Here is a 13,745-nt window from a genome sequence, read left to right on the forward strand (position 1 = left end):
GGACCTCAGCGCACGGCGACGGGCGCGGCCGATTGCTCGACCGCGGTCGCCGGCGTTCCTCGCGGCCGCGCCGCGAACTGCCCGCCGACGAGGGCGGCGAGCGTGATCAGGATGCCCGCCACCTGGACCATGGTGAAGCTCTCGCCGGCGATGAGCACGCCGAGCAGCGTCGCGACGATCGGCGAGAGCAGTGCGAGGAGGCCCGGCACGATCACGGGCAGGCGCTGGATACCGCGGAACCAGAGCGTGTAGGCGATGATCCCTCCCGCTGTCGTGAGCCAGAGGTAGCCGAGGAGCGCACCCGCGTCGAGGGCAGGAGGCGGGCCCTCGACCACGAAGGTGAGGGGGAGGAGCAACAGCCCTCCCGCCGTGAGCTGCCACCCCGCGTAGGCCACGGGACCGACGCCGGAGGGGCGGCCCCAGCGCTTGGTGAGGATCATCCCGAGGCCGGTGGCGGTCACGCCGCCGAGAGCCGCGACGACGCCCCAGAAGTCCAGCGCGGCGGCAGGGCCGAGGACGACGAGGGCGACCCCCGCTGCCCCGGCGACGGCGGCGGCGGCGGATACCGGTCGGACACGTTCCCCGAGCACGAGCGCTCCGAGACCTAGCACGATCAGCGGCTGCGCTCCGGCGACGGCGGCGGCAACCCCACCGGGGAGGCGTTCGGCCGCAAGGAACAGCAGCGGGAAGAACGCGCCGATGTTCAGGGCCCCGAGCACGAGCACCTTGCCCCACCAGGACCCGTGCGGCAGACGGCGGGCCAGCAGCACCGCGAGGAGACCCGCAGGAAGCGAGCGGAGGAGGCCGGCGAGGAGCGGATGTCCGGCGGGGAGCAGCTCCGTCGTCACCAGGTACGTCGTACCCCACGACGCAGGGGCGAGAGCCGTGACGAGGGTGAGGGTGAGGCGGTTCATGTCTCCAGGGTGCGCGCATCCGGGGTATGAGTCCAACGCATTCTTGTCACATGATCTATGAAGCGAGATCATGAGTGGATGGAGCTCCAGCATCTGCGGTATGTCGTCGCGGTGGCGGACACCGGTTCGTTCACCCGCGCGGCGGAGCGCTGTCATGTCACGCAGTCGGCGCTCAGCCACCAGGTCGCCGCTCTCGAACGCGAGTTGGGCGTGCGGCTGTTCGCGCGCACCAGTCGCAGCGTCCGCGCGACCGAGGCCGGAGAGGCGTTCCTCCGCCCCGCGCGTCTGGCGGTCCGCGCCGCAGACCAGGCCCGGGAGGATGCGGCGGCGGCGAGCGGGAAGGTGGTGGGCACGCTGCGACTGGGCGTCATCCCCACGGTGAGCGCTGTCGACGTCCCGGCGCTCCTCGTGGCCTATCGCGCCGCGCATCCAGCCGCCCGCGTGGAGCTCCGTGAGGGGAACAGCGATGCGCTCGTGGCGACGATTCGTCAGGGCGATCTCGACGCCGCATTCCTCGGGCTCCGGGAGGGCGTCGAGCCCGAGGGGGTCGCCTCCCGCGCGCTGTCCCGGGAACCGCTGGTGGCCGTGGTGCCCCGCGGGCATGAGCTGGGCCGGGCGAGGGAGGTGCAGCTGAGCGACCTCGCGGACACCGCGTTCGCCGACTTCCCCGCGGGTACGTCGGGGCGTGCGCAGAGCGACGCCGCTTTCCTGGCCGCGCGGGTGCGGCGTGATGTGGCTTTCGAATCCGACACGGCCGCGAGTCTGATCGGTCTGGTCGCTGCGGGCCTCGCCGTCACCCTGCTCGCGCCCGGGGTGGTCCGGGGGTCCCGGGAGGCCGTCGACACGGTGCCGCTCCGCGACGGGCCGGTCCGCGTCGAACATCTGGCCTGGGACGCTGCCGCACCCCGCAGCGCCGCACGCGCCTTCCTCGACATCGTCGCGGCAGCCTCCTGAGACCCTGTTCCGGCTGCACGACCCCGGAACGGATGCACGACGGAACCGCCGGAACGGGTGGGCAACCGTATTCGGATCGTGCAGGTGAACGGGCGGATGGCGGCCCGGAGACGACGAAGCGGGCCCGGGAAGAACCCGGACCCGCCTCGTCATGCGGTGATCAGCGCACGTCGTCGTCGACCCAGTCCATCGACTTGGTGACGGCCTTGCGCCACAGGCGCAGCTGACGGTCGCGCTCATCCGCGTCGAGCGAGGGCTCCCAGCGGCGGTCCTCCTGCCAGTTCGCGGACAGGTCGTCGAGACCGCTCCAGAAGCCGACCGCGAGACCGGCCGCGTAGGCCGCACCGAGCGCCGTGGTCTCCGCCACGACCGGACGCACGACCGGGACACCGAGGATGTCGGCCTGGAACTGCATGAGCGCGTCGTTGGCGACCATGCCGCCGTCGACCTTGAGCTCGCTGAGATCCACTCCGGCGTCCGCGTTGACCGCGTCGAGCACGTCACGGGTCTGGAAGGCCACGGCCTCCAGGGCGGCGCGCGCGATGTGGTTCTTGTTCGCGTAGCGGGTGAGGCCGACGATCGCGCCGCGGGCGTCCGGACGCCAGTACGGCGCGAAGAGACCCGAGAACGCGGGGACGATGTACACGCCGCCGTTGTCCTCGACCTTCTCGGCCAGCTCCTCGACCTCAGGGGCGGAGGAGATGATGCCGAGCTGGTCGCGCAGCCACTGGATGAGCGAGCCGGTGACGGCGATCGACCCCTCCAGCGCGTAGTGCGTGGGCTGGTCGCCGAGCTTGTAGCCGACGGTGGTGAGCAGTCCGTTCTTCGAGCGGACGATCTCCTCGCCCGTGTTGAAGATGAGGAAGCAGCCCGTGCCGTAGGTGTTCTTGCTCTCGCCCTTCTGGAAGGCGGCCTGCCCGAACGTCGCCGCCTGCTGGTCGCCGAGGATGCCGGCGATCGGCGTCTCGCGCAACAGCGACGAGCTCTCGGCGGCACCGTAGACCTCGGAGGAGGAGCGGATCTCCGGCATCATCGAGCGCGGCACGCCGAACGCCTCGAGGATGTCGTCGCGCCATTCCAGCGTCTCGAGGTCCATGAACATCGTGCGCGAGGCGTTGGTGACGTCGGTCGCGTGCACGCCGCCGTCGATGCCGCCCGTGAGGTTCCACAGGACCCAGGAGTCGGTCGTGCCGAAGAGCAGGTCTCCGGCCTCGGCCTTCTCGCGGGCGCCTTCGACGTTCTCCAGGATCCAGGTGATCTTGGTGCCGGAGAAGTACGTCGCCAGGGGGAGCCCGACGATCGACTTGAACCGGTCGACGCCCTCGTCGCCCGCGAGGCGGTTGACGATCTCCTGCGTGCGGGTGTCCTGCCAGACGATGGCGTTGTAGACCGGCTTGCCCGTGGTCTTGTCCCACACGACCGCGGTCTCGCGCTGATTCGTGATGCCCACGGCGGCGATGTCGTGGCGGGTGAGATCGGCGCGACCGAGGGCCAGACCGATCACCTCCTGGACATTGCGCCAGATCTCGGCGGCGTCGTGCTCGACCCATCCGGCCTTGGGAAGGATCTGCTCGTGCTCCTTCTGACCGGTGGCGACGATGCTGCCCTTCTTGTCGAAGATGATCGCGCGGCTCGACGTGGTGCCCTGGTCGATCGCGATGATGTAGTCAGCCATGTGTTCTCCTTTGAATTCCCGAGCGGTTGAGGGGGATCAGCCGGCGAGGCTGAGAAGGCCGGGGGCGGCGAGGGCGGCGATGACACCACCGATGAGCGGACCGACGACGGGCACCCACGAGTAGGACCAGTCGCTGGAACCCTTGCCCTGGATCGGGAGGATCGCGTGGGCGATGCGGGGACCGAGGTCACGCGCCGGGTTGATGGCGTATCCGGTCGGACCACCGAGCGATGCACCGATCGCGACCACCAGCAGGGCGACCGGAAGAGCGGTGAGCGGGCCGAGGCCACCGGGCGTGCCGACCTCGATGTCGCCGTAGTCCGCGAACGCGAAGATGACGAAGACGAGGACGAAGGTGCCGATGATCTCCGTGACGAGGTTCCAGCCGTACGAGCGGATGGCGGGGCCGGTGGAGAAGACGCCGAGCTTGTTGGCGGCCTCCGGCTCCTGGTCGAAGTGCTGCTTGTAGGCGAGCCAGACGACGATGGCACCGATGATCGCGCCGAGGAGTTCCGCCCCGGTCGCGGTGAGGAACATCGTGAAGTCGATGCCCTTGGCGGGATCCAGCAGGTTCTGCACCCAGAGGCCGATACCGACGGCCGGGTTCAGGATGGCACCGGAGTACGCCGAGACGAGCACACCCGCGAACACCGCGAGACCCCATCCCCAGTTGACCATCAGGAAGCCGCCGCCGAAGCCCTTGTTCTTCGCCAGGGCGACGTTCGCCACCACACCGCAGCCGAGCAGGACCAGCATCGCTGTGCCGACGAGCTCCGAGAGGAAGTAGAGACCGAGATTGACGTCAGTCATGTCTTCGTTGACCTTTCTTGCGGGTCGGGGCCCCTCTGCCCCGACCCCTTATGGGGTAGCACCGCGAGGAGGGCGCGGTGGTCGGGGCCCCGTCAGCCGCGGGTGCGGGACGGGATGTCGAGTCCGTGTCGCTCGTTCAGCAGCAGGCGCGTCTGCTCCACCTCGGCGTCGTGACGCTCTCGGTCCCATCCGAGGAGCGGTGCCAGGGCGTCGGCGATCTCGTCGAGGACTTCTGCCTGCGCTCCACCGGTGAAGGCGATGCTGGTGCGGCGGAGGATGACGTCCTCGAGACGGGCGACCATCTCCTCGTTGACCATCCACTCCAGCTCACGGGTCGACAGGTCGCCGCCGGCGAGGGGGGCGTCGTCTCCCTGCTCGACGAACGCCCAGACGGCCGCCGCTCCGGTGCCGTAACGGGCGAGGAGCTGATCGGCCCGAGCGCCCGCGCCGGCGAGGTTCTCCTGGATCCAGATCCGCTTCGCCTTCTCGGTGCGCGGGAACTCGCGTCCGCCGCCGATCGCGCGTCCGGCGGTGGAGACGGTGCGCGTGCGGCCGAGGAGGCCGAGCACGGTGTCGGAGAGCGACTCTCCCAGGGCGCGGAACGTGGTCCACTTGCCGCCCACGAGGCTCACCAGCGGGACGGCGCCCTTGCGGTCGACCTCGACGCGGTAGTCGCGCGAGACGAATCCGGGAGCGGTGTCCTCGTGGCGGGGGAGCGGCCGGATGCCGGAGAAGTTGTAGACGATCTGCTCGCGGGTCACCGAGATCGACGGGAACACGTGGTGGATGAGGTCGAAGAAGTAGTCGATCTCCTCCTCCGTGCACACCGGCACCTCGCGCGGGTCGGCGTCGATGTCGGTGGTGCCCACGAGGACGCGCCCCTTGAGCGGGTAGATCAGCACGATACGGCCGTCGGAGTGCTCGAAGAAGATCTCGCGACCTCGCGTCGCCTCGAGCAGCTCCGGGTGGTCGAGCACGATGTGCGAGCCCTTGGTGCCGCCCATGAAATGGGTGTCGGTGCCGAGCGCGTCGTTCGTGAGGTCGGTCCACGGGCCGGAGGCGTTCACGACGACATCCGCGGTCACGGTGAACTCGGTGCCGCTCTCGCGGTCACGGAGGGTGATCTGCTCGCCGTCGCGGCCGATCGCCTCGACGTAGTTGAGAGCCACCGCACCCGGGTGGCTCGCGCGGCCGTCCTGCAGCACGTCGAGCGCCAGGCGCTCCGGATCGTGCATCGAGGCGTCGTAGTACGTGGCCGTGTACTTGATCTTCGGGTCCATCGACGGCAGCTCGGCAAGGGACTTCTTGCGTCCGAGGAAGCGGTGGCGGGGCACGGTGCCGCCGTCGCGGGAGAACGTGTCGTAGATGGTGAGGCCGACCTTGATGAGGAAGGCGCCGCGCTCCTTCGGCTTCCCGCTCTTGTGGGTGAGGAACCGGAGGGGAGCGGAGAGGATCCCCGAGAACGTGGAGTAGATCGGGATCGTCGTCTGCAGCGGCTTGACGTAGTGCGGGGCGATCTTGAGCAGGCCGTTGCGCTCTTCCACCGACTCCCGGACGAGGCGGAACTCGCCGTTCTCGAGGTAGCGGATGCCGCCGTGGATCATGTGGCTCGAGGCCGCGGAGGCACCGGAGGCGAAGTCGCCGCGTTCGACCAGGACGACGTCCACACCCTGCAGGGCCAGATCACGGAACGTCGAGATGCCGTTGATGCCGCCGCCGATGACGAGGACGCTGGTGCGCCCGGACTCCCGGAGCGCGCGGACCGCGTCCCGCTCCGGGGACGTGTGGGTGGAATCGATCATCCTCGACCCTCTCTTCCTTGCTTGCCACCAGCATCGACCTCCGTGACGCCGCGCGCAAGCTGGCTGCACATATGTGCAAGGATCGAGGGAGAGGAGGTCATCATGGCGGGATCCGGAGCACCGTCGCGCGACGGGAAGCTGATCGCCGCGCTCACGGCCGCGCAGCTGTACTACATGCAGGACAAGACCATGGAGGTCATCGCGCAGGAGCTCGGCACCTCCCGGTCGTCCGTGTCACGGTTGCTCAGCTTCGCGCGGGAGAGCGGCCTCGTCGACATCCGGATCAACTCCCCCCTGGAGCGTCTGGGAATGCTCGAGCAGCGCATCAGGGATCGGCACCGCGTGGTGGCGCACGTCGTGCCGATGGCGGAGATCGTGAGCGAGGTCGAGCGACTGGAGCGCGTGGCGCTGACCGCAGGACGCCTCCTGTCCCAGTTCGTCGACTCCAACATGATCGTCGGCGTGGCGTGGGGATCGACGATCAGCGCGGTCAGTCGCGGTCTCACCCAGAAGGAGACGCACAACACGACGTTCGTGCAGCTCAACGGCGCCGGGAACACCCAGACCAGCGGTGTGGAGTACTCCAGCGACATCCTGCAGCGCTTCGGGAGCGCGTTCGGTGCGCAGGTGCAGCAGTTCCCCGTGCCCGCCTTCTTCGACGACCCCGCCACCCGGGAGGCTATGTGGCGCGAGCGCAGCACCCGCCGCGTGCTCGATCTGCAGGCGAAGATGGACATCGCCGTGTTCAGCCTCGGGTCTCCGGCGGCGGAGGTGCCCAGCCGCGTCTACGTCGGCGGTTACCTCGGGCGGGAGGACTACCGCAGTCTGCGGGAGGACCATGCGATCGGCGACGTGGCGACGGTCTTCTTCCGTGCCGACGGCTCCTGGCGCGACATCCGGCTCAACGCGCGGGCGACGGGGCCGGGACTCGACCGGCTGCGGCGGGTGCCGCGTCGCGTGTGCGTCGTCTCGGGTGTGCCCAAGCTCGCGAGTCTGCGGGCGGCGATAGCCGCCGAGCTGATCACGGATGTGGTGCTCGACGAGGGTCTCGCACGTCGACTCGTCGAGGACTGAGTCGCGTCCGCGTCACTCGCCTTCGATCGAGGACTGCGGTCCGGTCCGGAACTCCCGGATGAGGTGCTGGACCACGGCGCGGAGATCGCCGTCCGTGGCGTCGGCGACCGCGAGCTGACGCGCATAGCTCGCCCCGCCGTCGAGGATCGACGCGATGCTGCCGAACTCCCGGACGCACCCGAGCTCGACGGCGACCGGGGCCAGTTCCTCGATCTTCTCGGTCAGGTGCTCGCGAACGGGGCGCTGCGTGCCGATCGTGTCGACGATGACGCGCGCGTCCAGGCCGTATCGGGCCGCGCGCCACTTGTTCTCGCGGTGGAACCAGGCCGGAAGATCGGGCAGCGCCGCGCCTTCGTCGAGAAGTCGGGAGAAGTGCTCGACGAGGACCTGTACGAGCGCGGCCACCGCGGCCATCTCGGAGAGCGTCGAGAGGCCGTCGCACGCGCGGACCTCGATCGTGCCCCAGCGCGGAGCGGGGCGGATGTCCCAGCGCACCTCGGTGGCATCGGCCATCACGCCGGTGCGGACCATGTCGTCCAGATACCGCTCGAACTCCGACCAGTCCCGGAGCGGCCAGGGCAAGCCCGCCGTCGGCAGCTGCTGGAAGACGAGCGCGCGGTTGGAGGCGTACCCCGTGCGCTCCCCGGCCCAGAACGGACTGGACGCCGACAGCGCCTGGAGATGGGGAAGATACGCCGACAGCGCGTTGATGATGGGGAAGACCTTGCGCTGCTCGTCGACGCCCACGTGCACGTGGATGCCCCAGATCATCATGTTGCGCCCCCACCACTGGGTGCGCTCGATGAGGCTGTGATAGCGGGTCTTGTCTGTCACCGACTGGTCGTACCACTGGGCGAAGGGGTGGCTTCCGGCGGAGAGCAGCTCGATACCGGCCGGATCGGTGGCCGACCGCACCGCCGCGATCGCGTTCGCGATGTCATCGACGGCGTGCGCGACGGAATCGCCGATCCCGCTGGTCACCTCGATGGTGTTCGTGAGCAGCTCGCCGGTGACGGTGTGGCGCTCGTCCTCGCTCTCCGCCTCCAGCGCGGCGAGGAGCTCCGGTGCGCGACCGACGAGATCACCGGTCTCGGGATCGGCGAGCATGATCTCCCACTCGAGACCGACGGTGGAGCGGGCCGAAGCGGCGAAGTCGAGCTGCACGGGGACAGTCTGACACGGCCCGGGGCCGACTCCGCAACGCCGTGTCGCCGGGTTTCGCGCCCGGCGCGCGCATCTGGCAGAATAGAGGGTCGGACGACGTGCTCGACCCTCTATCCAGCACTCGTCCTCCTCATTTGAGCTTCCGCCGGGTGTGCACCCCACGCTCCAGGCGACCGGTTCGTTTCCTTCCACACCATTCAGGAGAATCGTGGCTGTCAAGATTCGTCTCAAGCGCATGGGCAAGATCCGCGCGCCGTACTACCGCATCGTCGTCGCCGACTCGCGCACCAAGCGCGACGGTCGCGTGATCGAGGAGATCGGCAAGTACCACCCCACCGAGGAGCCCTCCTTCATCGAGGTCGACTCCGAGCGTGCGCAGTACTGGCTCTCCGTCGGCGCGCAGCCGACCGAGCAGGTCACCGCCATCCTCAAGATCACGGGCGACTGGGGCACCTTCAAGGGCGACAAGGACGCCAAGTCCACCCTCAAGGTCGCCGAGCCGAAGGCCGCCTTCGAGGTCGACGCCTCCAAGAAGTCCGTCGTGAAGCCCAAGGCGGAGAAGAAGGAGGAGGCCCCCGCTGCGGAGGCCCCCGCCGCTGACGCCGACGCGGAGGCCGCTGAGGCTCCCGCCGCCGACGCCGAGTAATCCATCGTGCTCGCCGCCGCGCTCGAACACATCGTCAAGGGGATCGTCGATCACCCCGAAGATGTGCGCATCCACGAATCCTCGTCGCCCCGTGGCGACCTGCTCGAGGTGCGTGTGCACCCCGACGACCGTGGACGCGTGATCGGGCGCGGCGGCCGCACGGCCAAGGCCCTGCGCACCCTCGTGAGTGCACTCGCCGACGGGCGTCGTGTCCGCGTCGATGTCGCGGACGACTGACGTGGTGTCGCAGGACCGCACCCAAGGCCGTAACCAGCTGCGCGTCGGGCGCCTGGTCAAGGCTCATGGGCTCAAGGGCGCGCTGAAGCTCGAGCTCTACACCGACAATCCGGAGCGGCGCTTCGTCCCCGGGGCCGCGTTCACGTTGCAGGTGCCAGAGGCATCTCCGTGGCACGGCAAGGAGATCGTCGTCCGCGAGTACCGCGTGATGAACGGCAACCCCGTCGTCTTCTTCGAGGACGTGGACGATCGCACCGCCGCCGAGAGCCTCGTCCGCGCCATCCTCTGGATGGACCAGGACGAGGACGAGACCGAGGACAACGCCTGGTTCGACCACCAGCTCGTCGGCCTGGACGTCGTGCGGGACGAGGTCGTCGTCGGCCGCGTGGTCCGCGTCGAGCACCTGCCGGCGCATGACCTCCTGATCGTGAAGCCGTCGTCGGGCGGGAGCACGGACGAGGTGATGGTCCCGTTCGTCGAGGCCATCGTCCCCACCGTCGACGTCGCGGCCGGACGGGTCATCGTCACCCCTCCCGCCGGGCTCTTCGAGGAGCTTCCCGAGTCGGAGGACGAGACCACCGCCTCCGACGCTGCCGAGTGACCGCTGATACGGTTCCCCCGTGCGCATCGACGTCGTCTCCATCTTCCCCTCGTACTTCGACGGACTGACGCTCTCCCTGCTCGGCAAGGCCCGCGGCTCGGGTCTGCTCGACCTCCAGGTGCATGATCTTCGCGACTGGACGCACGACCGCCATCGCACCGTCGACGACACTCCGTACGGCGGAGGAGCGGGCATGGTCATGAAGCCCGAGCCGTGGGGGCTCGCCCTCGACGAGCTCACCGCGGATACCGCCGCGCCGCCGACCATCATCTTCCCGTCGCCGGCGGGCGAGGTCTTCACCCAGGCGACCGCGCGGGAGCTCGCGGGGCGCGACCACCTCGTGTTCGGCTGCGGGCGCTACGAGGGCATCGACGAGCGCGTCTTCGAGTACGCCGCCGAGCGTGGCGAGGTCCGGCTGCTGAGCCTCGGCGACTACGTGCTCAACGGCGGCGAGGTCGCGACGATGGCGATGATCGAGGCCATCGGCCGTCTCATCCCCGGGGTCGTCGGCAATCCGGAGAGCCTGGTCGAGGAGTCGCACGAGGACGGCCTCCTCGAGTACCCGTCGTACACGAAGCCCTCCGTCTGGCGTGAGCGTGCGGTACCGGATGTGCTCCTCAGCGGCAACCACGGGGCGATCGCGGCATGGCGGCGCGAGCAGCAGCTCGTCCGCACGCGGCTGCGCCGCCCCGATCTGCTTCCGGACGCGCCGACCGACGACTGACCGCACCGCGACCGTCTGCGGCAACGACTGCTGTTAGCGTCGAGACATGGTGGATGTGACACGCGCGCGATCGTTCGAAGGCATCGGCGAGGAGTACGACCGCTACCGACCGGGCTTCCCGGAGCGTGCGGCCGACATCATCGTTCCGGCGCCGGTGGCCACGGCGCTCGACCTCGGCGCCGGCACCGGGAAGTTCACCAGCCTGCTCGTCGAGCGTGCGGCGCGGGTGATCGCCGTCGAGCCTTCCGCGCCGATGCTCGCCGTCCTCGCCCGGACGCTGCCGACGGTCGAGGCGCGGCCGGGGACCGCGGAGAGCATCCCCGTGCCGGACGGTTCCGTCGATGTCGTCAGCGTCGCGCAGGCGTTCCACTGGTTCGACCGGGATACGGCGGCGGCCGAGATCGCCCGCGCACTCGTCGCCGACGGGACGCTCGGGCTGCTCTGGAATCGCGCCGACCCCGCCTGTGCGTGGGATCTCGCCTGCCATCGGGTGGCGCATCCCGCGGTCGGCGCGGACGACGATACCTCCGCATCGGCGACCGACATCCCCGGCTTCGTCCTGGAAGCCCACGAGGAGGTGCGCTGGACGGAGCGGATCAGCCGCGAGGTCTACCTCCGACGCTGGGGCACGGTGAGCAGTCTCCTCGTGGCTGACGACGCGGAGCGTGCAGGGATGGTGGCGGCCCTGGAGGCGGTGCTGGACGGCGCGGACGAGACGCGCGGGAAGGCGGAGTTCGACCTCCCCCATCTCACCGATGTGTTCCGCTACCGCCGCGTATGAGGATCTGGTCGCTGCACCCTGAGTACCTCGACCGTCAGGGTCTCGTCGCCTGCTGGCGGGAGACGCTGCTCGCGCAGGCGGTGCTCGCCGACGCCACGAAGGGGTATCAGCGACACCCGCAGCTCGAGCGCTTCCGGGAGGCAGCGGATCCGCTGGCCGCGGTGGGCGCGTACCTCGTCGCTGTCGCCGACGAGGCGGACGCCCGCGGCTACCGTTTCGACCGCACGCGCATTCGGCGCCGGGAGCCTGCCGTTCCGACGATGCCGGTCACCGCGGGGCAGCTCGCGCGGGAATGGGAGCACCTGCGTGCGAAGCTCGCCGAGCGCAGTCCTGAGGTGCTTCAGCGGCACGGGGATGTGGCGCTCCCGAAGGCGCACCCGCTGTTCACCGTCGTGCCGGGGCCGGTCGCATCCTGGGAACGCGCCGACCCGGCGGCCGAGGTCAGTCCACCCCGAGGAACGAGCGATCCGTCAGGATGATCGGCCCGTCATCGGTGATCGCGATGGTGTGCTCGGAGTGCGCCCCTCGGGACCCGTCCGCGCTGCGCAGCGTCCACCCGTCGGGGTCGGTGACCAGCTCGTCCGTGGTCGCGAGGAACCAGGGCTCCAGCGCGAGCACGAGGCCGGCGCGGAGCGGGAACCCGCGGCCCGCGCGGCCGTCGTTCGCGACGTGAGGGTCGCCGTGCATCGTGCGGCCCACGCCATGCCCGCCGAAGTCGGTGTTGATGGAGTACCCCTCGCCGTGCGCGATCTCTGCGATGGCAGCGGAGATGTCACCGATGCGGTGCCCGACCACCGAGGTCTCGATCGCCGCGGTCAGCGCGCGCTCGGTGGTGTCGATGAGACGCAGGTCCTCATCCCGCGGCGTGCCCACGACGAAGGAGACCGCGGAATCCGCGACCCAGCCGTCGACCGAGACGGCGAAGTCGAGGGTGACGAGGTCGCCGTCCTTGAGTGTGTAGTCATGGGGGAGACCGTGCAGCACCGCGTCGTTCACCGAGGTGCAGATGACCTTGCCGAACGGGCTCGCGCCGAACGACGGGTGGTAGTCGATGTAGCAGGACTCGGCGCCCGCCTTGCGGATCATGTCGTGGGCCCGGCGGTCGATCGCCAGGAGGTTGGTGCCGACCTTCGTCTCGTCGCGCAGGGTCGCCAGCGTCTCGGCGACGAACCGGCCTGCCGCGCGCATCTCATCGATCTCGGCAGGGGTGCGCAGTTCGATCATCAGTGTCCTCTCGTCCCGACCATTCTCCCTGATCGGACGGGGTGCCCGGCGCCTGCCGCTCTCAGCGAACACCCGTGACGGAGGCCCGACCTCGCCGTAGCATCGGAGCATGTGGATCCGACAGGCCTTCTTCCGCTGGCTGCTGCCGTCGGCGTTCCTCCTGCCGCTGTGGCTTCTCATCGGCTGGGCCGTCTTCCAGGGTGGCTGGTCCATCCTCTGGGTGCTGCTCATCGCGATGCCCTCGGTCTTCGTGGGACAGCTCCTGCTCACGCTGCTGACGCGTTCCCGGCCGTCTGTCCGCGCCGAGCGCGCCCTGTCGTGGTGGGACGTCGCCGGGTTCGGTCTCTGGCACGCGCTGACGATCGCGGTCGGCTTCTTCATCGATGGCGCTTTCGGTTGGCTCCTCGCCGCCGCCATCGTGGTGGGCATCGGACTGGTGTGGCTGCAGCTGTGGCAGCTCTGGAACGAAGCGCGGGGGAGTGGAGCGCGGATTCGCGAGACCATCTCCTGGTCGACGATGACCCCGCCCCGTGCGGAGACGACGCAGACCAGCGTGCACGAGGTGATCGTGGTGCGGGAGACCGACGACCGGCCCTGACCGCTCGTTTTGGTGGGACATGCCATCCGTGGCAGAATGGTTCTTTGTGCCGTGACCGGCTCTGCCCCAGGGGAGCCCGCGGACGCGTCAGCGCCGTTCGGCACACTCCCATTCTTGTTCCTTCCTAATCCGTGCATCCGACCTGAGGCGAGTGCAGAGAGAGACGATCATGCAGATCCTCGACGCCGTCGACGCGGCTTCGCTCCGTTCCGACATCCCCGAGTTCTTCCCCGGTGACACCGTCAAGGTGCACGTGAACATCACCGAGGGCAACCGTTCTCGTATCCAGGTCTTCCAGGGCGTCGTCATCGGCCGCCAGGGTGACAGCGTCCGCGAGACCTTCACCGTCCGGAAGATCAGCTTCCAGGTGGGTGTCGAGCGTACTTTCCCCGTGCACTCCCCGGTGATCGACCACATCGAGGTCGTCACCCGCGGTGACGTGCGTCGCGCCAAGCTCTACTACCTGCGCGAGCTGCGCGGCAAGAAGGCGAAGATCAAGGAGAAGCGCGTCAACAACTGACGCGAAGCTTCTTCACAGCAC

At 69.3% G+C, this 13,745-nt stretch carries 16 protein-coding genes; 10 read left to right on the plus strand and 6 right to left on the minus strand.

Features of this window, described 5'->3' with window-relative positions; genetic code table 11:
* Positions 1-5 precede the first annotated feature (5 nt).
* Positions 6-914 (minus strand): EamA family transporter, encoded by a 909-nt coding sequence (locus MICNX66_RS07580; RefSeq protein ID WP_187663978.1) that lies wholly within the window; start codon positions 912-914, stop codon positions 6-8.
* 78 nt (positions 915-992) lie between these two features.
* Between MICNX66_RS07580 and MICNX66_RS07585 the strand changes: the two genes are divergently transcribed.
* A complete protein-coding gene (locus MICNX66_RS07585; protein ID WP_187663979.1) occupies positions 993-1,868 on the plus strand; it encodes a LysR family transcriptional regulator in 876 nt (291 codons plus the stop codon).
* 160 nt (positions 1,869-2,028) lie between these two features.
* Here MICNX66_RS07585 and glpK read toward each other — a convergent pair whose 3' ends face one another.
* The 3 genes from glpK to MICNX66_RS07600 all read right to left on the minus strand — a co-directional run bounded on the left by glpK (position 2,029) and on the right by MICNX66_RS07600 (position 6,155).
* On the minus strand, positions 2,029-3,543 hold the full coding sequence (glpK, locus tag MICNX66_RS07590) for a glycerol kinase GlpK (protein WP_187663980.1): 1,515 nt from the start codon (positions 3,541-3,543) through the stop codon (positions 2,029-2,031).
* Positions 3,544-3,579: 36 nt separating this feature from the next.
* Entirely contained in the window at positions 3,580-4,353 is a 774-nt protein-coding gene (locus tag MICNX66_RS07595; protein ID WP_187663981.1) for an MIP/aquaporin family protein, read from the minus strand.
* A 92-nt stretch (positions 4,354-4,445) separates the two neighbouring features.
* Positions 4,446-6,155: a glycerol-3-phosphate dehydrogenase/oxidase gene (locus tag MICNX66_RS07600; RefSeq protein WP_187663982.1), complete on the minus strand. Its 1,710-nt coding sequence runs from the start codon at positions 6,153-6,155 to the stop codon at positions 4,446-4,448.
* A 102-nt stretch (positions 6,156-6,257) separates the two neighbouring features.
* Here MICNX66_RS07600 and MICNX66_RS07605 point away from each other — a divergent pair, with 102 nt between their 5' ends.
* Entirely contained in the window at positions 6,258-7,229 is a 972-nt protein-coding gene (locus MICNX66_RS07605) for a sugar-binding transcriptional regulator (RefSeq protein WP_187663983.1), read from the plus strand.
* A 12-nt stretch (positions 7,230-7,241) separates the two neighbouring features.
* Here MICNX66_RS07605 and MICNX66_RS07610 read toward each other — a convergent pair whose 3' ends face one another.
* Positions 7,242-8,393, minus strand: coding sequence for a glutamate--cysteine ligase (locus tag MICNX66_RS07610; RefSeq protein WP_187663984.1), 1,152 nt, complete (start codon positions 8,391-8,393; stop codon positions 7,242-7,244).
* Between the two features lie 208 nt (positions 8,394-8,601).
* On the opposite strand from MICNX66_RS07610, the gene rpsP reads away from it, so the two are divergent.
* Genes rpsP through MICNX66_RS07640 form a run of 6 tightly spaced genes read left to right on the plus strand, consistent with a single transcriptional unit; the run spans position 8,602 to position 11,861 of the window.
* On the plus strand, positions 8,602-9,039 hold the full coding sequence (rpsP, locus tag MICNX66_RS07615) for a 30S ribosomal protein S16 (RefSeq protein WP_187663985.1): 438 nt from the start codon (positions 8,602-8,604) through the stop codon (positions 9,037-9,039).
* A gap of 6 nt (positions 9,040-9,045) precedes the next feature.
* Entirely contained in the window at positions 9,046-9,276 is a 231-nt protein-coding gene (locus MICNX66_RS07620; RefSeq protein WP_025103341.1) for an RNA-binding protein, read from the plus strand.
* On the plus strand, positions 9,260-9,877 hold the full coding sequence (rimM, locus tag MICNX66_RS07625) for a ribosome maturation factor RimM (protein WP_187663986.1): 618 nt from the start codon (positions 9,260-9,262) through the stop codon (positions 9,875-9,877). Before MICNX66_RS07620 ends, rimM begins: the two co-directional genes overlap by 17 nt.
* Positions 9,878-9,896: 19 nt before the next feature.
* Entirely contained in the window at positions 9,897-10,601 is a 705-nt protein-coding gene (gene trmD, locus MICNX66_RS07630; RefSeq protein WP_187663987.1) for a tRNA (guanosine(37)-N1)-methyltransferase TrmD, read from the plus strand.
* 46 nt (positions 10,602-10,647) lie between these two features.
* Positions 10,648-11,382 (plus strand): class I SAM-dependent methyltransferase, encoded by a 735-nt coding sequence (locus MICNX66_RS07635; protein ID WP_187663988.1) that lies wholly within the window; start codon positions 10,648-10,650, stop codon positions 11,380-11,382.
* Positions 11,379-11,861 (plus strand): pyrimidine dimer DNA glycosylase/endonuclease V, encoded by a 483-nt coding sequence (locus tag MICNX66_RS07640; protein WP_187663989.1) that lies wholly within the window; start codon positions 11,379-11,381, stop codon positions 11,859-11,861. Before MICNX66_RS07635 ends, MICNX66_RS07640 begins: the two co-directional genes overlap by 4 nt.
* On the opposite strand, the gene map is transcribed toward MICNX66_RS07640, so the two are convergent.
* Positions 11,824-12,606 (minus strand): type I methionyl aminopeptidase, encoded by a 783-nt coding sequence (map, locus tag MICNX66_RS07645; RefSeq protein ID WP_187663990.1) that lies wholly within the window; start codon positions 12,604-12,606, stop codon positions 11,824-11,826. The genes MICNX66_RS07640 and map overlap by 38 nt on opposite strands.
* Positions 12,607-12,715: 109 nt before the next feature.
* Here map and MICNX66_RS07650 point away from each other — a divergent pair, with 109 nt between their 5' ends.
* Complete coding sequence (locus MICNX66_RS07650; RefSeq protein ID WP_187663991.1) at positions 12,716-13,204, plus strand: MFS transporter permease; 489 nt, start codon at positions 12,716-12,718, stop codon at positions 13,202-13,204.
* Between the two features lie 169 nt (positions 13,205-13,373).
* A complete protein-coding gene (gene rplS, locus MICNX66_RS07655) occupies positions 13,374-13,724 on the plus strand; it encodes a 50S ribosomal protein L19 (RefSeq protein WP_025103348.1) in 351 nt (116 codons plus the stop codon).
* Positions 13,725-13,745: the final 21 nt, after the last annotated feature.

The sequence above is a fragment of the Microbacterium sp. Nx66 genome (genome assembly GCF_904066215.1).
GTDB lineage: Bacteria > Actinomycetota > Actinomycetes > Actinomycetales > Microbacteriaceae > Microbacterium > Microbacterium meiriae.

Excerpts from the sequence above, each read along its gene's own strand:
- MICNX66_RS07580 (WP_187663978.1), bottom strand. The coding sequence starts at position 914 with ATGAACCGCCTCACCCTCACCCTCGTCACGGCTCTCGCCCCTGCGTCG.
- MICNX66_RS07585 (WP_187663979.1), top strand. The coding sequence starts at position 993 with ATGGAGCTCCAGCATCTGCGGTATGTCGTCGCGGTGGCGGACACCGGT.
- glpK (WP_187663980.1), bottom strand. The coding sequence starts at position 3,543 with ATGGCTGACTACATCATCGCGATCGACCAGGGCACCACGTCGAGCCGC.
- MICNX66_RS07595 (WP_187663981.1), bottom strand. The coding sequence starts at position 4,353 with ATGACTGACGTCAATCTCGGTCTCTACTTCCTCTCGGAGCTCGTCGGC.
- MICNX66_RS07600 (WP_187663982.1), bottom strand. The coding sequence starts at position 6,155 with ATGATCGATTCCACCCACACGTCCCCGGAGCGGGACGCGGTCCGCGCG.
- MICNX66_RS07605 (WP_187663983.1), top strand. The coding sequence starts at position 6,258 with ATGGCGGGATCCGGAGCACCGTCGCGCGACGGGAAGCTGATCGCCGCG.
- rimM (WP_187663986.1), top strand. The coding sequence starts at position 9,260 with ATGTCGCGGACGACTGACGTGGTGTCGCAGGACCGCACCCAAGGCCGT.
- MICNX66_RS07635 (WP_187663988.1), top strand. The coding sequence starts at position 10,648 with ATGGTGGATGTGACACGCGCGCGATCGTTCGAAGGCATCGGCGAGGAG.
- MICNX66_RS07640 (WP_187663989.1), top strand. The coding sequence starts at position 11,379 with ATGAGGATCTGGTCGCTGCACCCTGAGTACCTCGACCGTCAGGGTCTC.
- map (WP_187663990.1), bottom strand. The coding sequence starts at position 12,606 with ATGATCGAACTGCGCACCCCTGCCGAGATCGATGAGATGCGCGCGGCA.
- MICNX66_RS07650 (WP_187663991.1), top strand. The coding sequence starts at position 12,716 with ATGTGGATCCGACAGGCCTTCTTCCGCTGGCTGCTGCCGTCGGCGTTC.
- rplS (WP_025103348.1), top strand. The coding sequence starts at position 13,374 with ATGCAGATCCTCGACGCCGTCGACGCGGCTTCGCTCCGTTCCGACATC.